This is a genomic window from Accumulibacter sp., from assembly GCF_036625195.1.
Taxonomy (GTDB): domain Bacteria; phylum Pseudomonadota; class Gammaproteobacteria; order Burkholderiales; family Rhodocyclaceae; genus Accumulibacter.
The window spans coordinates 2,294,273-2,310,352 of record NZ_JAZKUG010000001.1 but is presented as its reverse complement, the minus strand read 5'-3'; the positions used below and the strand labels follow the sequence as shown (position 1 = coordinate 2,310,352).

The window sequence follows — 16,080 nt, the reverse complement described above, 5'->3', positions numbered from 1 at the left end:
GCACAGCATGGAACCAGCACGACACCCGATCCGCCGCGACACCGCCGCCTGGCGCCTGCAGGTCTGGGTTTCGTTCGGCATCGCCCTGTTCGTCTGCGGCAGCGGACTGGCCTGGCTGCCGGGCGACGATCTCGACCGCGCCTTCATGGTCATGGGCTATTCCTTCTGCCTCTCTTCGGTCTTCGTACTCGCCAAATACGTGCGCGACAACGCCGCGACAGAAGCGGACACGCCAACCTGGTCGCTGGTCGTCTGGGGCGGGTTCGCGCTGGCGATGGCGCTGACTGCCTGGGGCCTGTGGCGCATGGACATCAACCCGACGTGGAAAGCCTATCTGCTGGTGAGCTGGCTCTACCTGATCTCGTCGGCCTTCACCCTGGCGAAGACCCTGCGCGACGCCCATGAGGCCGATCGCCTCGAACACGGCCGGGAGTCGTGCGCCACCCACTCTCCCGCCGACAGCGCGCAGCACTGAAACCCACACGCAAGGAGTCGATCATGAACACCGCAACCTCCCGCCGCTCTGCCCTGCGCCAACTCTGCGGGCTTGGCCTCGCCCTGGCAGTCGCGCCGTACGCCAGCCACTGCCTTGCGCATGGCGGCGCAGCCGAAGCCAGCACGGCTTCCGGCCTCTCGCTTTCCCTGCCGGTCGCAGTGCTCAGCGCCGCATCGGTGATGATCCTCAGCGCCGGTGCGGTGCTCACCGTGGTCGCCGTCGAAAGCTCGGCGCGCGGCGCCGTCTGGCTGCTGCGGCGCGCGTCCGACGGTGCCACCGCCAGCCTGCGCTTCACCGGCGAAGCGGCCGCCGCATCATTGGTCGCGGCAGGCACCGTCGTCTCGGTGACGGTCGTCACCGCCGGCTGGCTGCTCTCGGTGGCGGGCGAGGTGATCTGCCTGGTGCCCAATGCCCTGGGCGAGTCACTGCTCTACAACGAAAGGATCCGCTGATGAACACCGGCGACACGATCCGGCGGACCTGGCGCAGCGTCGTGCTGGCGCTGAGCCTGGCATGTCTCGCCGCGCCGGCGCTTGCCGGCCAGAACTGCGAGGCGCGCCGTCCGACCGTCGATTCGATCAGCCGCGACCTCGCGCTGGCGGCAAGCGTTGCCCGCCAACTCGACGACCTGGCGCAGCGCGACGGCAGCAAGGTGGTGCTGATCGCCCGCGCCGGGCAGGATCTCTCGCAGTACGGTCTGCGTTACTCACACCTCGGCATCGCCTATCGCGACGACGCCGTGCTCGACGGGCGTGGCGCCTGGCGCGTGCTGCACAAGCTCAACCAGTGCGGCAGCGGCCGCAGCAGCCTGTACCGTCAGGGCCTCGCCGAGTTCTTCGGCGACGGACTCCATCTGCACGAGGCCGGCGTCGTCGCGCTCGAACACGAGCTCGCGGCCCGCGTCATCGGCCGGATCAAGAATGACGCGCTGCTCGCCACCCTGCACGAGCCGCGCTACAACATGCTCGCCTACCCGTGGTCGGGCCCCTACCAGCAGAGCAACCAATGGGCGATCGAGACCCTGGCGATGCTCGCCGAGCCCGCCGTCGGCAGCCGCGCCGCGGCGCGCGACTGGCTGCGTGCCAGCGGTTACCGTCCCACCACCCTGCAGATCGATCCGCTCAAGCGGCTCGGCGCACGCGTCGCCACCGCCCACATCAGTTTTGACGACCATCCCTTCGGGCGACGAATGGCGGGGCAGATCGAAACGGTCACCGTGGACTCGGTGTTCGACTGGATGGCGCGCAGCGGGCTTGGCAAGGCGCCGCTGCGGCTGCGCACCATGCCGCACCATGTGTTCTCGTTCACCACGCCGCGACCGGTGGAAAGGCCGGCGTGACCGTGCGAGCAGCGGGCCACCGCACAGCGGCAGGCGGGGCGCCCGGGCGCCGCCGCCAGGCGCCGTCTACCAGCGAATCTGAACCTCCTGGATGACCTGCGGCGTCGCGCGCTGGATGGTGAACCGGATGCCTTCGACCTCGATCGTCGTCCCCGGCTTGGGAATCTCGCGCGCGAATTCGAGCAGGAAACCGGAAAGCGTGTCGTGGCTGCCCTCGCCGGGCAGCTTCAGGCCGAGTTTCTCGACCAGCAACTGCGGGTTGGCGCGGGCGCTGACGACGTAGTCGTGATGTCCGAGCTTGCGGAACCACTCCGCCGGTTTCTCCTGCCGATCGTACTCGTCCTCGATGTCCTCGACCACTTCCTCGATGATGTCCTCGATGGTGACGATGCCCTCGGCGCCGCCGAACTCATCCATCACCACCGCCATCGCATCGCCGTCCTTGCGCAGCTCGACAAGCATCGACTCGGCGCTCTTGCTCGCCGGCACGTAGCGGGTCGGACCGACGAATCCCTCGATCGGCGTCGCGGCATCGACGCCGAGCAGGTCCATCGTGTTGAGCACGCCGATGACGCGGTCGATGCGGCCGTCGTACACCGGCAAGCGGACGTGCGCGCTGTCGACCGCCAGGCGCACCGCCTCACCGACCGTGCACCGCCTGTCGATGGCGGTGACGTCGATCAGCGGCACCATCACCTTGTAGACGGTGGTCTCGGAAAAGTTGAACATGCGGCGGATCATCGTCTTCTCGATCTGCTGGATGTCGCCCCCTTCCTGTGGCGGCATCTGCACCATGCTCTGGATCTGTTCGCGCAGGGTGAAGGGGTTGTGCTCATCGCGCGCGCCGGCGAGGCGCGAAAGGAACTTCGACAGCGTGACGAAGACGATCAGGATCGGCGCGAACAGGATCGAGAAGAAGCGCAGGATGTAGATGACGTACGGCGTGATCACGTCGGCGCGCTGCTGGAAGACGCTCTTCGGGACGATCTCGCCGAAAACCCAGATCAGCGGAGCGACGAGGATGACCGCCAACCAGCTGCCGGCATCGCCGAAAAGCTGGATCATCAGCGCGGTGGCGATCGTCGAGTTGGCGACGACAGCGATGTTGGTCCCGACGAGTGTCGTCGACAGCAGCCACTCGGGCCGCTTCTCGAGCATTTCGAGCGCCATCCGCGCGCCACGCGATCCCTTGGCGGCATCGTGGCGCAGTTTCATGCGGTCGGCGCTGACGATGCCGAGTTCCGAGCCCGAGAAGAAGCCCTCGGCGATCAGGCAGACGACCATCAGCAGGGCCGTGAGCAGGATATCAGGCATTTATGCGTCCCCCTTCTTCTCTTCGGTCGTTTCCTGGCTCGCCGCCGCCTCGCCGGCATCCGCGGCGGCCTCGGCCGGCGGCGGCAGCCGTTCGACGAGGACGCGCGTGATCCGGTTGTGCTCGAGCGCCTCGACGGTGAAGCGCAGTCCGTAACGCTCGATCGCCGCGCCGCTCGCCGGCAGTTCGCCAAAAGCCTGCAGCAATGCGCCGGCGAGGGTCTCGACTTCCTCGCTCTCGATGCGGACGCCGAACTCCTGGTTGAAGTCGTCGAGCGACATGCTGGTGTCGATCAGGCGGCGGCCGTCGGCGAGGTCGCTCATCAGGTGCCGCGGCACGACGTCGCTGTCGGACGGACTGGCGATCTCGCCGAAGACGCACTCGAGCAGATCCTCCATCGTCACCAGGCCGGTGACGCCGCCGTACTCGTCGACGATCAGCGCGAACGACAGCTTGCGCTGGCGGAAGGTGTGGAACAGCTCGACGGCCGGCTTCGATTCCGGAAAGAAACTCGGCTGCCGCAGCAGCTTGCGGATTCCCTGCGGGTCACGCTCGAGCCGGGCGAGATCGACCCCGAGCAGGTCGCGCGTGTACAGGATGCCGAGGATGGTGTCGCGATGCCCCTTGAATACCGGATAGCGCGACTGCCGCGTCGCCCGGATCTGTGCCAGCAGTTCGCTCACCGGCAGGTCGGCCGAGAGGAACTGGATGTCGGAGCGTGGCCGCATGATGTCGCTCAGCGACTTGTTGCCGAAATCGAAGATCTTCTCGATGTACTGCGCTTCCTTGCTGTCGAGCGCGCCCTCGCCGACGGCGTCATGCACCAGCGTGCGGATCATGTCCTCGGTGACCAGGTTGCCCTCGGAACGCTGCTTGCCGACGATCAGCGTGATGAAGAAATCGGAGATGTGGCGGATCACCTCGCGCAGCGGCGTGATCAGACGCGCGAACAGCGCGATCGGGCGACACTCGGCGCTGGCGAAGGCGACGTTGTTGCGGATCGCCAGCACCTTCGGTGTGATCTCGCCGAAGAGCAGCAGGATCGGCACCATCACCAACAGGTTGATCATCTCGTTCTCGGCGCCGAAGACGTGGATGATCATCGCCGCCGAGATCACCGACGCCGACACATTGACGAACTCGTTGCCGATCAGGATGGTGACGATCAGCCGCCGCGGCTCGCTGCGCAGGCGTTCGATGAGTTCGATGCGCGGATTCTTCGCCGCGCGCATCTGGTCGAGCTCGAACTGGCTGAGCGAGAACAGCGAGGTTTCAGTGCTCGAGAAGAAGCCCGAGAAACCGAGCAGGACGACAAAGACGATGAGTTCGATCCATAGGGCAGGATCCATGGTTCACACCTTCCTCCAGAAAAGGGACATGGCACGACATTCGCGGGTGGCGGCGACAGGATTGCACGAGGGACCGGCGACGGCAGCGCTGCCGGGACGGCCAACCAGACAGCCCGTCGACGGCGGACTTCCGGCGTCGACGGTCACGACAGGCTTGCGGGGAGGCTCGGAAGTGGCGAAAGCCCGAGCAACGATCCTTCCTGCCGCAAAGCGGGTGTCCGGCGACAGGAGGGAGAGGGGACGCAAATCGCCGGCAGCCGTGCTGCAGCGAGATGGGCGGGATAAAATGGGGAATCAGCCCGAGAACGACATGGGCGCCGATTCTGCACCGGCTTGATGCCAGAGTCAAGGCCGGCGCGACCGCGGGTTCGCGGGCCGAGTCGCCGAGGCCACCTCGCGACGTCCGTGCCAAGCGGGCGCTGCGCGCTCGCCGATTCGCTGCCGGAGCGGCCCCTGCCGCACCGTCCGCAGATCCTTTGCCGTTCTCATGACGAACGACCGGTCACGGCCCGCGGCCGGCTGGCGTGGAATCGTCGCCGGCTGGGCAAGACACGACGGCAGGTTGCCCAAGGGCGCGATCTCGTGTAAATAACCGTTCTGTCATCCATCATGCTGCACGGGGGGCCATAGCGTTCTTCAGCGTGCAGAAAGCCGCCGTCAGATGTTCGAAGCCTTCCTGCTGTTCATCCTGCTGCTGTTCTCGGCCTTCTTCTCCGGCTCCGAGACGGCGATCACTTCGCTCTCGCGGGCGCGCGTCGAGGCGCTGTTGGCCGAGCGCCGTTTCGGAGCACGCGCGCTGCACCGGATGAAGGGCAACCTCAACCGCACGCTGGTGATCATCCTGATCGGCAACAACCTGGTGAATACCGGCGCCGCCACCCTTGCCACGGTCGTCGCCACCGAACGTTTCGGGCACCTCGGCCCTGGTCTGGCGGTCGGCGTGATCACCCTGCTGCTGCTGATGTTCGGCGAGATCACTCCGAAGACCTTCGGCTCGCGTTACGCGATCGCCATCGCGCTGCTCGCCTCCGGACCGCTCGAACTGCTCGGCAGGCTGCTGCTGCCGCTGGTCTGGACGATCGAAGCCTTCATTCGCTGGATGCACAGCCTGACCAGCCCGCCAAAGGACCCGACGGTGACCGAAAGCGAACTGATCGCACTGGCCGAGCACGGAACGCAGGAGGGATCGATCGAGGCCGGCGAGCACCAGATGATCCGACGCATCTTCGACTTCAGCACACTGCGCGCCGGCGACATCATGGTCCACCGGCACCAGATCTTCTCGCTCGACGGCCAGCGGACGATCGGCGATTGCCTGGCCGAGATCGCCGGCCAGTCGCATTACCGTATTCCACTCTACGCCGGCAATCCGGAGGAGATCAGCCGCGTCGTCACCCTGCCCGAGATCCTCAGGGAGGTCGCGCAGGGGAACCTCGACAAGACCCTCGCCGAGGCCGGCAGCGAACCGCTGTTCGTGCCGCCGAACCAGCCCGTGGACCGCTTGCTCGACGTGCTGCGGGCGAACAAGGATCAGTTGATCGTCGTCGTCAACGAGTTCGGTGGTCTGCTCGGCATCTTCACGCTCGAGGACATCCTCGAGGAACTCGTCGGCGAAATCTACGACGACCAGGAAGCACCGCCGGACGAACAGGTCCTGCTGATGAAACCCGACGGCAGCGAACTGGTGGTCGACGGGACCACCGAACTGCGCATCATGGAAGCGCATTTCGAGCAGGACTTCGCCGGCAAACCCTACGATTCGGTCAATCTCTGGATCATCCGCAATCTCGAACGGATTCCAGCCCCTGGCGAGAGCTTCCAGATCGAGGGCCTCGAAGTGAAGATCGAGCGCGCTTCACGGCGCCGCATCCACGAGGTGCGCATCCGGCGCCCGACTGCCAGAGCAGCGGTGGATTCAGCCGGCAGCACAGCGGGCGGCGGCGACCGCGATGGCGACGCTTTACCGCCCTGACCGCCCCCCTGCTCTCGCTGCTTCCGGCGGGCCGTTCGCCGCCTACTCGCGTTGCAGGATCGCCGCCGGCAGCACCGTTCGCGCCATCCGCTTGGCGAAGTAGTAGATCCGCTTCTGCTTCTCGATGATGTCGATCTCCATCGTGTACGCCGGGATGCGGTTCGGTTCCTCGGCGACCAGGCGGCGCGCCTCGTGCAGCGCCGCCGAATCGGCGATCTGGTTGATCTCCTCCTTCATTCCCGTGACCACCTGCGCCGCGCGCTGGTTGCGTTGCGCCACCGCCTGCACGGCGGCGGTCACCGCGCGCGTGATCGCCTGCTGGAAGCCGTTCAGCACACCCTGCGTCGCCTCGCTGATCTCGATGTGGTCCTTGATGCGGTCGTAGCCGAGCACCACCAGATTGGTCTCGATGATGTCGCCGACGTTCTCGAGGTTGCTCACCGCCTCCATCAACTGCAGCAGCTCGCGCGTCTGTTCGTCATTGAGCTGCTGCTTGCTGATCCGGCCGAGGTAGTCGATGATCCCGGCGTGCAGGATGTCGACGGTGTCGTCCATCTTCCGGATCTCCTCGAGCGCCACGCGGTCGCCCTTGATGATCGCCGGCATGATCCGTTGCAGCATCTGGTTGACCGTCTCGCCCATGTGCATCACTTCCATCCGTACCTGGTCGAGCGCCAGCGAGGGCGTGCTCAGCAGTTCCTCCTGCAGGAATCGGGTGCGGACGATGAGCGCTTCCTCCTCGAGCGCCCTGTCGGGCACCAGCCACTCGACGAGGCGCGCGATCTGCGCCGTGAACCAGATGAAGATCAGCGTGTTGGCGATGTTGAAGAAGGTGTGCGCATTGGCGATCTGGCGCGGCGTTTCGGCCGCCAGCCGGGCGGCGCCGCTGAGATCCGGGTACGCCGGCGAGATGCTGGTGACGAAACTGGCGATGAAGCCGATGAAGGGCAGCCAGATCAGCACCCCGCAGACATTGAACAGCAGGTGAACGATCGCTGCGCGGACCGCTTCGCGCGGCTTGCCGATCACCGCCAGCAGCGCCGTCGCACAGGTGCCGATGTTGGCGCCGAAAGCGAGCGCGATGCCCGCCTGCAGGCTGATGAAACCCTGGCTGGCCATGACGATGACGATGCCGGTCGAAGCCGAGGACGACTGGATGATGGCGGTGAACACCGTGGCGATCAGTACGCCGACGAGCGGGTTGTCCATCGTCTTCATCAGGTTCAGGAACGGCTCGTAACTGCGCAGCGGGTGCATCGCCTCGCTCATCACGTGCATGCCGAAGAAAACCATGCCGAGCCCCATCAGCATCGTTCCGTAGTGCTTGATCCGGTCGTCCTTGGCGATGAACAGCATGGCGAAGCCGACCGCGATCATCCCCAGTGCCGCCTTGGTGATCTTGAAGGCGACGATCTGCGCGGTGATCGTCGTGCCGATGTTGGCGCCCATGATGACGCCGACCGACTGCGACAGCGACATCAGGCCGGCGGAGATGAAGCCGACGACGAGCACGGTGGTCACCGACGACGACTGGATCACTGCGGTGACCAGCGCGCCGGTGCCGACGCCCATGAAGCGATTGACCGTCAGCTTGGCGAGGATCGCCTTCATCCGCTCGCCGGCAACGGCCTTCAGTCCATCCTCCATCTGCATCATGCCGAAAAGGAAGATCGCCAGGCCGCCGAGCAGCTCGACGGTCATCATCAGCCAGTCGGGATCGCTGCCGGACGCTTCCGCCGCCAGCGCCGAGCGCGCGAGCAGCGCCGACAGCAGCGCGAAAACACAGACCGCAAGCGGCAGCACGATCGGCTGCCGGCGGTGGAACTGTTCGAGATTCATTTTTCTGTCTCCTCCTGTGGTTGCCAATCAGTCTTTCACCAGCTCCTTGACGATGGTCACCGGCAGCCGCGCCAGGCTGACGACCTGCTCGGCCACCGACCCGAGCAGCAGGTGGCGCAACCCGGTCATTCCCTTGCTGCCGAGTACCAGCAGGCCCGCCTTCTGCTTCTGTGCCACCTGCAGGATGCGCGTCACCGGAATGCCCTTGACCAGCAGCAATTCGGGTTTCTGCTGCGCCTGCCGCTGCGGGTGCTTTTTCTTCGCTTCGGCGAGAAAGGCGTCGAGCATCTCGCCGGCGATGTCCTCCATCCGTGTCAGCGTCTTCTTGCGCGCCATGCGTGCGTAGTAACCTGGCATGTTCAGCGGATCGTGCACGACGTGCAGCACGACCAGGCGGACGCCGAGACCGTCGGCGAGGTCGCTGGCGAGCAGCAGCGCAGCCTCCGAATGCGCCGAGAAATCGACCGCGACGAGAATCGGACCGCGCGCGTGGCCTGAAGCCCGGGATTCACCTTGCTTGTTTTCAGCCATCTGCAGGTACTCCTCCGAAAGAATTTGTTCGACGACGCGCCCACAACCATCTGCCCGGGCCGGCGGCCGGCACGGCGGAAGCGGCCGGACACCCGCGCCGGCGCCCCGCCGCAGCCGGGATCGGGTGCGCATATTGCCGATTGTAGGCAGAAGCCACAGGCTCAGCCGACAAAGATACAATAAATTCCGCGCGCATCAAGGTTTCACTGGCCAGCGGCGAGCACCGGAAAGGCCAAGGAAAACAGCAGAAAGCGGCCGAAATTGCTTGTTTCGCCGCGGCAATGCGCCTATCCTTCACGGCTGCGTGCGTCGCCCGCGGGCGAGCGGCGAAACGCGTGCGGCGGCGTCGGACACGATCCGCGGCGACCGGCGACATCCGCGAAAGTCAACGCGATTTCCTGAAGGGGGGGTGGATGGAAGGGGTGAGCATGTCCGGCGTCCTGGGCAGTCTGGCTTCGCTGGACTGGGAACTGGTGATCCGCATCCTGGTGCAGTGCTTCCTGTTCTCGATGTCGGCCTTCTTTTCGGGGTCGGAGACCGCCCTGTTCTCGCTCAGCCGGATCGATCTGCAGAAACTGCGGAATTCCCGGAATCCTCATTCCGAAAGCATCCACGCGATGCTCGACGAGCCGCGCCGCCTGATCGTCTCGCTGCTCTGCGGCAACGAACTGGTGAACATCGCCGCCGCGGCCAACATGACGATGATCCTGATCAGCGCCTTCGGCGAGGCCGATGCCGGCTGGATCAACGTCGTCGTGATGGTGCCGCTGCTGCTGCTCTTCGGCGAAGTGACGCCGAAGACGATCGCGGTCAACTTCCCGGTGAAGTTCGCCACGCTGCTCTCGGCGCGCTTCCTGCCGAAATGGATCTTCATCGTCACGCCGCTGCGCAACGTCGTGCGGCTGGTCGCCGACCGCGTCACCACCTTCGTCGTCGGCGAGCACGTCAGCCGCGAAAACATCCTGAAGGCTGACGAACTGCGCACGCTGATGGCCGACAGCGAGGAGACCGGGGTCATCCAGGCGTCGGAGCGGGTGCTGATCGACAAGGTGCTCGAGGCGGCGGAAACCGACGTCGCGCGCATCATGACGCCCGGGCCACGCATCCGCTTTCTCGACGGCGACCTGCCGGTCGACGAGCTGATCGAACGCTTCCGCGGCTATCGCCACCCGCGCGTTCCGGTCTACCGCGGCCATTGGGACAACGTCATCGGCTTCCTGCAGGCCGAGGATCTGCTGCGCCGCGTGCGCAGCGGCGGCTCGGCGCGGATCGAGCTGAAGGAGATCCTGCGGCCGGCGCATTTCGTTCCGCCGACGAAGAAGGTCGACGAGATGCTCGAGTACTTCCAGCGCTTCAACACGCGCGCCGCGGTGGTCATCGGCGAGTACGGCGAAGTACTCGGCATCGTCACCATGAAGGACGTGCTCAGTTTCATCTTCGGTGAGATCTCGGGCAAGCTGCGCGGCCAGGAGCACTTCCAGGAGGAAGACAACGACAGCTATACCGTCCCCGGCTACATGCGGCTGGCCGACCTGCGCACGCTGACCAACTTCGACATCGACGACCCACTGATGAACACCATCGGCGGCGTCACGCTGGTCCTCTTCGGGCGCCTGCCGCGGGTCGGCGAGAAGGTGTTCTACGCCGACTACGAGATCACCGTCCGCGAGGTGGTCGGAATGCGCATCACCAAGGTGCGCGTGACGCGCGGCCGCACCCCGGACGAACCGGAGGAGGCACCGGAGGAACCGGAGGAGATCGAAAGCATCGCCACCCCGCTGCCCGACGTCTCGGCCGAGGATCAGGAGCAGCAGGCGCAGGAAGAATACGAAGAGGCGGACCTGCTGCACGAAGCGCCGCCCGAAGAAGAGGAGCCGGAGCAGGAACAGCCGCCGGCCGGCGCAGCGACCACCGGCGAGGACGATGGCGCGGGCAGCGCAGCGCCGAAAGGCGCACTGCGCACAGCGGGCTAGGAAGGGAGAAGACGATGGACCTGATTCTGCAGTTGCTGGTGATCCTGATCTTCCTGCTGCTCAAGGGCTTCTTCTCGGGCTCCGAGCTGGCGATGGTCAATTCCGACAAGATCCACCTGCGCCACGAGGCGCGGATGGGGAACGCCGGTGCGAAACTGGTGCTCAACCTGTTCCGCACGCCCGACGTCATGCTCGGGACGACGCTGGTCGGCACCAACATCGCGACGGTGACGATCACCACCCTCGGCACGCTGATCTTCGTCCGGCTCTTCGGCGACGCCGGCGACCTGGTCTCGGTGCTCGTGTTCACGCCGTTCCTGCTGATCTTCGGCGAGATCGTCCCGAAGAGCATCTTCCAGCAGAAGGCCGACACCATCGTCACCCGCATCATCTACGGCCTGCGCTTCTTCTCCTACGTCTTCTATCCGGTGATCTTCGTCTTCAGCCGTGTCGCCCGCGTCGCTGCCCGCCTCTTCGGCGGCGCCAGTTCGGCGGCGAGCGGCTTCATCAGCAAGGACGAACTGCGCGTCCTGATCGACCTCTCGGAGACCGCATCGGACAGCGCCGCGACCAGCAAGCAGCGGATTCGCCGCATCTTCCGCTTCGCCGACACGACCGTCGGCGAGGTGATGACGCCGCTGGCCGAGGTCATCGGCTTCAACGAGACGCGCGAGATGGCGGAAGCGGTGCGCCGCGTCTGGTCTTCCGGCTTCAACCGCCTGCCGGTGTTCCGCGGCAACATCACCAACGTCACCGGCGTCATGACGCTGAGCACCTGGGATCTCCTGCTGCCGGACATCGAGCAGCGTCCGGTGAGCGACTTCGTCAAGCCGGCGCTCTATCTTTCGCCGCGGCAAAGCCTCGACCAGGTGCTGCCGCTGCTGCGCTCGCGCGCCGATCACATGGCGGTGGTCGTCGACGAGTTCGGTTCGGCGATCGGCATCCTGACGATGGAGGACATCTTCGAGGAGGTCGTCGGCCCGGTCGATTCCGGCTTCGACTTCGACGGCATGAAGAGCCGCCGCATCAGCATCGAGACCGTCAGTGACGATGCGCACCTGATCAGCGGCCGGGCGCCGATTTCCGAACTCAACGATTCACTCAAGCTCGGCCTGCCGGTCGGCGAAGCGCATACGATCGCCGGCTTCCTGATCAACCGCCTGCGGCGCATCCCGCAGGTCGGCGATACGGTGCAGGAACAGGGATACCGCTACACGGTGATCGAAGCCGACGCGCGCACCGCAACCAAGGTGCGCGCCGAGCGCATCTGAACCGGGGCGGCGCTCAGCAGGCCTCGTCCGCCGGGCTGCGGACGCTGAAGCGGCGATGCGAGCGGTGTCGGCCGAAGCGCTGCGGCGCCAGCATCCCCGCCTGGCGCAACTGGCTGACCATGCGCGAGACGGTCTCGAGCGTCAGTGCGGTGATCTCCGCCATGTCCTGGCGCGAAGGCAGGACGACCTGCAAGTCTCCCTGAGCCGCGCCGGCGTCTTCGGACGCGTGGGCGAGCATCAGTACGAGACGGCGGACGCGCTCGGCAGCCTGGCCGCAGCGCAGGGCGATGACTTCCGCCGCCCGCTGCTCGGCCTTGGCGAGCGTTCGCGAGAGCGACTCGGCGGCGGCAGCGGAACGCGTCTCCGGCCAAGGCGCGAGGACGCATTCAGCGAGGGCGGTGGCGCTGAAGCTGTAGCGGTCGAAGAGCAGCGATTCGGCGCCGATGATGTCACCCTTGACCGCGAGACCGGCAAAGCTCTGCTCGCCGGTCGGTTCCTCGCGGTCGAGGCGAACCGATCCGCTCAACACCCGCCAGGCGCCACCGCGACCGCCGCCGGAATGGATTCTCTGGCCGCAGGCGAAGGAGACGCCGCGCCCGTTGCTGCCGCTCGTCCGCGAGCGCCCACGGCGCATGCGTTCCGCCACCGCTGCCACGTCCGGATCCGGCTTCATCGGCGGCACACGTGCCGGCCAGCGACGCTGCCGAGTGGCCGCGCGCTCGTTCGCCACCCGGACGGGACGACGGCAACGGCCCGCGCAGCGGCTTTCCGGCCAGACTCCATGACGTCCTCTCTCGCTGATTGCTGACAGGCGGGATTCTAGGTAGCGCCGTCGGCGGCAGGAATGTGGCAAATCGCCGCAGGCGCGCCCGTTGTCGCAGTCCCATGGGGACACTGCTCGAGTCGCTCAGGCCGGTGGGGTGATGCCGGCGGGCGCTGCCGACAGGTCGTCCGCAACGGCTGGCAGCAGCCTTTGCGCGATTTCCCGCGCCCACGGGTTGATCTCGCCGTAGGTCTTGACGATGCGGCCCTCCGAGGCGCGGAGCAGCAGCCGGGCGCGGGCGTTGTCGATCGAATTGTCGTAGAGGTAGGTGCGGTCGGCGAGCCAGGAGACGAAATAGCAGTAGGCGAGCGATCGGGTGTAGCGGGCGATGATCTTGGGGATCGGCACATCGTGCCCGCCCTCCATGACGCGCATGGCAACCCGTTTGGCGTTGATCGACGGGTCGTCGGTGCCGACGAAGAAAAGGCGGATGAAGAAACCGGCGTCGCGGGCGCGGCGAATGTAGTCGAGCTTGTCGGCCGCCGACAGCACCGTCTCGAAAGCCAGGCTGACTCCGCGCTCGAGGCACTGTTCGCGAATCTCGGTCGCCCGCTGCGCTGCCTGGACGACCGCTGCCGGCGAGTTCCAGTCCCCGAACTCGTCACGCGCGATGAAATCGGGATTGACGTAGACGCAGCCGCCCATCCACTCGTGCATCAGGAGCTGCTGCGTGATCGAGGTCTTGCCCGAGCCATTCGGTCCGGCGACGACGATCAACCGGGGTCTTGCCCCGGGGGTCATGCCTCGCGGCGGAAAGGGGGATTGATTGCCGAGATCTCGGCCCGCAAGCGGAGCAGCAGTTGCGCCCGCGCGGCATCGGCATGCCGGCGTGCCGCTGCGGCGACGGCTTCCATCAGGTCGTCGAGTTGTTCGTCAGAGGGTTCATGGATGATGTCATTCAGATCGAATGGTTGCTGTGGCATCGCTTTCTCCAGACTCGCTCAACGTGGGGACTGTCACCCGGACCGTCACCTCGTTTCCTGCCGGGCGATGACCATTCTACCGTAGAAGAGGCGTCGCCAGTGGCCATCGGCCGGCAGCGGGGAGTGGCACCGCCCATCCCGGCACCGATCCCGGTGGGCAGGTGGGCCGGCCGTTGCGGAGAGCCTACGGCTCCGGCGGTGTGTTGCCGATGTGCCGGGCCGCGATCGGTCCCGCCGGTCTTGCTCCTTGCCGGCCGAGCCTGCGATACTCTTGCCGGCGGCGTCGGCACGTTTTCCCGAGGCGGCGACGCAAAGCCGGCGACCACTCCGATAGCCACCTTCAGTCGACCATGAAGCTGCGACGCATCCATACCCTGCAGCGGCCGTCCGCCGGCCGCAACGACCTGCCGCCCCTGCTCTTCGTCCACGGCGGCTACGCCACGGCCGCCTGCTGGGACGAGTACTTCCTTCCCTGGTTCAGCCGCCAGGGCTTCACCTGCCATGCCCTCGACCTCGCCGGTCATGGCCACAGCGAAGGCCGCGAGAGCCTGCACGGCTTCGGCATCGACGACTACGCCGACGACCTGGCGCAGGTGGTGCGCGGACTCGCGCGGCAGCCCGTGCTGATCGGCCACTCGATGGGCTGCGTCGTCGTCGAGCGCCACCTCGAACGCGAAGCGGCACCGGCAGCGGTGCTGATGGCGCCGGTGCCGCCGGGCGGCATCCTCGGCGCGACGATGAAGATCGCCCTCACCCGGCCCGCCTTCTTCGACCAGCAGGCACGCAGCACGCGCGGCGAGTACGCGGCCGAGAGCCTGCGCACGCTGCGCGAGGTCTACTACTCCGCGGACACCAGCACCGACGACCTGCTGCGCTTCGCGCCGCTGTTCCAGGACGAGTCACGCCGCGCGCTGCTCGATCTGAGCCTGCTGGCGATGCGCTTCGGGCGCCGGCTGCCGGCATTGCCCGTCCTCGTCGTCGGCGGCGAGGCTGACGCGGTGTTTCCGCCCGCGATCCTTGGTTTCACCGCTGCCCGCTGGCGGGCCGAAACGGCCGTGATTCCGCGCGCCGGCCACACGCTGATGCTCGACGCACACTGGCAGGCGGCAGCGGAGGCGATTGCCGAATGGATCCGGCGGCAATGCTGAGACACATGCGCCAGGCTGGCACCTCAGCCGGCGCTTTCCCGGCCAGTTGCGCGGCCTGGCGCGACCGCGTCCACCCGGACGACCTGCCGGCAGCCAAGGCGGCGATCACGGCCCACCTCGCATGCCACAGCAGCGGTTTCAGCAGCGAGTTCGCAGCGCACTCGTGACGGTGACTGGAGTAAGCGCGATGGCAGGGGCACCGGCGGAAGCTTCGATCGGCGGGTTCGCTGACCAGCGAGCGCGAACGCCGGCGCCAGGACGGGAGCACCTTCCCCGTCAAACTCTCGGCCCGCCATTTCGAGCACGGCGGCGAGGCCGACAGCGTCGCCTTCGTGCAGATGGCGACCACCCGGTGCCAGCGGCGCGACGCCCTCAGCCCTCAGCCTTCCGCCGGCGCTTGGCTGCCAAGCAGGCCGGGCAGATCGCGCAGGCGCTCGAAGACGCGGGTCGCACCGGCCGCCCGCAGCGCCGCCGCTGAATCCGGGCGGGCATGACCGCCGCCGTGGAAGCCGAAGACGCGCATGCCGGCAGCGCGTGCCGCCTGGACGCCGGCGATGCTGTCCTCGATGACGACGCAGTCGGCCGGCGGTACCGCCATCGTCGCCGCCGCATGCAGGAACAGGTCGGGTGCCGGCTTGCCACGCGCGACCATCGTGGCGCTGAACAGATGCGGCTCGAGATACTGCAGCAGGCCGGTGAGCGAGAGGTTGCCGCGGATCTTCCCGATCGTTCCCGACGATGCGACGCAGCACGGCAGACCGAGGCTGGCGAGCATCTCGGCCGCCCCGCTGACCGGCTGCAGTTCGGCGGCGAAAGCGGCCTGGTCTCGTTCGCCGAGGCGTGCAGCGAATCCGGCCGGCAGCTGCCGCCGCCAATCGGCCTCGACCAGCGCGAGGACGGCACCGAGGCTGATGCCCGTGTAGCGATCGATCGCCTGCTGCGCCGTCAGCGGAAAACCGATCTCGCTGAGGGCTTCGGCGAGGACGCGACTGGCAATCGGCTCGCTGTCGACGAGCACGCCATCGCAGTCGAAGATGACGAGGAGCGGCGCGCGCCCGACACTCATTCGCACCCTCCCGCGGGCGCCGGCGGCAGCCGGCGGTT

At 66.8% G+C, this 16,080-nt stretch carries 16 protein-coding genes; 8 read left to right on the top strand and 8 right to left on the bottom strand.

Annotated features, from left to right (window positions below; translation table 11 throughout):
• Nucleotides 1–7: 7 nt before the first annotated feature.
• From V5B60_RS10110 to V5B60_RS10100, 3 genes are read left to right on the top strand one after another with little or no spacing between them, the layout of a single operon-like run.
• Nucleotides 8–475: a YiaA/YiaB family inner membrane protein gene (locus V5B60_RS10110; protein ID WP_332346879.1), complete on the top strand. Its 468-nt coding sequence runs from the start codon at nucleotides 8–10 to the stop codon at nucleotides 473–475.
• Nucleotides 476–498: 23 nt separating this feature from the next.
• A complete protein-coding gene (locus V5B60_RS10105; RefSeq protein WP_332346878.1) occupies nucleotides 499–948 on the top strand; it encodes a hypothetical protein in 450 nt (149 codons plus the stop codon).
• Nucleotides 948–1,835 (top strand): DUF2145 domain-containing protein, encoded by an 888-nt coding sequence (locus V5B60_RS10100; RefSeq protein ID WP_332346877.1) that lies wholly within the window; start codon nucleotides 948–950, stop codon nucleotides 1,833–1,835. The genes V5B60_RS10105 and V5B60_RS10100 overlap by 1 nt, the downstream gene beginning before the upstream one ends.
• Nucleotides 1,836–1,901: 66 nt before the next feature.
• Here the strand turns inward: V5B60_RS10100 and V5B60_RS10095 are convergent, their stop codons facing one another.
• Nucleotides 1,902–3,149 carry a hemolysin family protein gene (locus V5B60_RS10095; protein ID WP_332346876.1) on the bottom strand — a complete coding sequence of 416 codons (1,248 nt, stop codon included), beginning with the start codon at nucleotides 3,147–3,149 and terminating at the stop codon, nucleotides 1,902–1,904.
• Nucleotides 3,150–4,496, bottom strand: a complete 1,347-nt coding sequence (locus V5B60_RS10090) for a hemolysin family protein (protein WP_332346875.1) — start codon at nucleotides 4,494–4,496, stop codon at nucleotides 3,150–3,152. It abuts the gene before it with no gap.
• 661 nt (nucleotides 4,497–5,157) lie between these two features.
• On the opposite strand from V5B60_RS10090, the gene V5B60_RS10085 reads away from it, so the two are divergent.
• The gene (locus V5B60_RS10085) at nucleotides 5,158–6,468 is read left to right on the top strand and encodes a hemolysin family protein (RefSeq protein ID WP_332346874.1); all 1,311 of its coding nucleotides are present in this window, start codon (nucleotides 5,158–5,160) and stop codon (nucleotides 6,466–6,468) included.
• A 42-nt stretch (nucleotides 6,469–6,510) separates the two neighbouring features.
• Here V5B60_RS10085 and V5B60_RS10080 read toward each other — a convergent pair whose 3' ends face one another.
• Both V5B60_RS10080 and V5B60_RS10075 read right to left on the bottom strand, forming a co-directional pair.
• Entirely contained in the window at nucleotides 6,511–8,307 is a 1,797-nt protein-coding gene (locus V5B60_RS10080) for a Na/Pi cotransporter family protein (protein WP_332346873.1), read from the bottom strand.
• Nucleotides 8,308–8,334: 27 nt separating this feature from the next.
• Nucleotides 8,335–8,838: a universal stress protein gene (locus V5B60_RS10075; protein ID WP_332346872.1), complete on the bottom strand. Its 504-nt coding sequence runs from the start codon at nucleotides 8,836–8,838 to the stop codon at nucleotides 8,335–8,337.
• A 428-nt stretch (nucleotides 8,839–9,266) separates the two neighbouring features.
• Here V5B60_RS10075 and V5B60_RS10070 point away from each other — a divergent pair, with 428 nt between their 5' ends.
• Nucleotides 9,267–10,811, top strand: coding sequence for a hemolysin family protein (locus V5B60_RS10070; protein ID WP_332346871.1), 1,545 nt, complete (start codon nucleotides 9,267–9,269; stop codon nucleotides 10,809–10,811).
• Nucleotides 10,812–10,825: 14 nt separating this feature from the next.
• Entirely contained in the window at nucleotides 10,826–12,082 is a 1,257-nt protein-coding gene (locus V5B60_RS10065; protein ID WP_332346870.1) for a hemolysin family protein, read from the top strand.
• Nucleotides 12,083–12,095: 13 nt separating this feature from the next.
• Here the strand turns inward: V5B60_RS10065 and V5B60_RS10060 are convergent, their stop codons facing one another.
• The 3 genes from V5B60_RS10060 to V5B60_RS10050 all read right to left on the bottom strand — a co-directional run bounded on the left by V5B60_RS10060 (nucleotide 12,096) and on the right by V5B60_RS10050 (nucleotide 13,828).
• A complete protein-coding gene (locus V5B60_RS10060; protein WP_332346869.1) occupies nucleotides 12,096–12,755 on the bottom strand; it encodes a Crp/Fnr family transcriptional regulator in 660 nt (219 codons plus the stop codon).
• 234 nt (nucleotides 12,756–12,989) lie between these two features.
• Nucleotides 12,990–13,646, bottom strand: a complete 657-nt coding sequence (locus V5B60_RS10055) for a zeta toxin family protein (RefSeq protein WP_332346868.1) — start codon at nucleotides 13,644–13,646, stop codon at nucleotides 12,990–12,992.
• On the bottom strand, nucleotides 13,643–13,828 hold the full coding sequence (locus tag V5B60_RS10050; RefSeq protein ID WP_295355275.1) for a hypothetical protein: 186 nt from the start codon (nucleotides 13,826–13,828) through the stop codon (nucleotides 13,643–13,645). The genes V5B60_RS10055 and V5B60_RS10050 overlap by 4 nt, the downstream gene beginning before the upstream one ends.
• Nucleotides 13,829–14,178: 350 nt before the next feature.
• On the opposite strand from V5B60_RS10050, the gene V5B60_RS10045 reads away from it, so the two are divergent.
• Together V5B60_RS10045 and V5B60_RS10040 are read left to right on the top strand one after the other, a co-directional pair.
• A complete protein-coding gene (locus V5B60_RS10045; protein WP_332346867.1) occupies nucleotides 14,179–14,976 on the top strand; it encodes an alpha/beta hydrolase in 798 nt (265 codons plus the stop codon).
• Nucleotides 14,970–15,143 carry a hypothetical protein gene (locus V5B60_RS10040; RefSeq protein WP_332346866.1) on the top strand — a complete coding sequence of 58 codons (174 nt, stop codon included), beginning with the start codon at nucleotides 14,970–14,972 and terminating at the stop codon, nucleotides 15,141–15,143. Before V5B60_RS10045 ends, V5B60_RS10040 begins: the two co-directional genes overlap by 7 nt.
• 212 nt (nucleotides 15,144–15,355) lie before the next feature.
• Here the strand turns inward: V5B60_RS10040 and V5B60_RS10035 are convergent, their stop codons facing one another.
• Nucleotides 15,356–16,042 carry an HAD family hydrolase gene (locus tag V5B60_RS10035; RefSeq protein WP_332346865.1) on the bottom strand — a complete coding sequence of 229 codons (687 nt, stop codon included), beginning with the start codon at nucleotides 16,040–16,042 and terminating at the stop codon, nucleotides 15,356–15,358.
• Between the last annotated feature and the right edge of the window lie 38 nt (nucleotides 16,043–16,080).

Bases quoted from the DNA above. Each gene is read 5' to 3' on its own strand.
- V5B60_RS10110 (WP_332346879.1), top strand. From the start codon at position 8: ATGGAACCAGCACGACACCCGATCCGCCGCGACACCGCCGCCTGGCGC.
- V5B60_RS10105 (WP_332346878.1), top strand. From the start codon at position 499: ATGAACACCGCAACCTCCCGCCGCTCTGCCCTGCGCCAACTCTGCGGG.
- V5B60_RS10100 (WP_332346877.1), top strand. From the start codon at position 948: ATGAACACCGGCGACACGATCCGGCGGACCTGGCGCAGCGTCGTGCTG.
- V5B60_RS10095 (WP_332346876.1), bottom strand. From the start codon at position 3,149: ATGCCTGATATCCTGCTCACGGCCCTGCTGATGGTCGTCTGCCTGATC.
- V5B60_RS10090 (WP_332346875.1), bottom strand. From the start codon at position 4,496: ATGGATCCTGCCCTATGGATCGAACTCATCGTCTTTGTCGTCCTGCTC.
- V5B60_RS10085 (WP_332346874.1), top strand. From the start codon at position 5,158: ATGTTCGAAGCCTTCCTGCTGTTCATCCTGCTGCTGTTCTCGGCCTTC.
- V5B60_RS10080 (WP_332346873.1), bottom strand. From the start codon at position 8,307: ATGAATCTCGAACAGTTCCACCGCCGGCAGCCGATCGTGCTGCCGCTT.
- V5B60_RS10075 (WP_332346872.1), bottom strand. From the start codon at position 8,838: ATGGCTGAAAACAAGCAAGGTGAATCCCGGGCTTCAGGCCACGCGCGC.
- V5B60_RS10070 (WP_332346871.1), top strand. From the start codon at position 9,267: ATGTCCGGCGTCCTGGGCAGTCTGGCTTCGCTGGACTGGGAACTGGTG.
- V5B60_RS10065 (WP_332346870.1), top strand. From the start codon at position 10,826: ATGGACCTGATTCTGCAGTTGCTGGTGATCCTGATCTTCCTGCTGCTC.
- V5B60_RS10060 (WP_332346869.1), bottom strand. From the start codon at position 12,755: ATGAAGCCGGATCCGGACGTGGCAGCGGTGGCGGAACGCATGCGCCGT.
- V5B60_RS10055 (WP_332346868.1), bottom strand. From the start codon at position 13,646: ATGACCCCCGGGGCAAGACCCCGGTTGATCGTCGTCGCCGGACCGAAT.
- V5B60_RS10050 (WP_295355275.1), bottom strand. From the start codon at position 13,828: ATGCCACAGCAACCATTCGATCTGAATGACATCATCCATGAACCCTCT.
- V5B60_RS10045 (WP_332346867.1), top strand. From the start codon at position 14,179: ATGAAGCTGCGACGCATCCATACCCTGCAGCGGCCGTCCGCCGGCCGC.
- V5B60_RS10040 (WP_332346866.1), top strand. From the start codon at position 14,970: ATGCTGAGACACATGCGCCAGGCTGGCACCTCAGCCGGCGCTTTCCCG.
- V5B60_RS10035 (WP_332346865.1), bottom strand. From the start codon at position 16,042: ATGAGTGTCGGGCGCGCGCCGCTCCTCGTCATCTTCGACTGCGATGGC.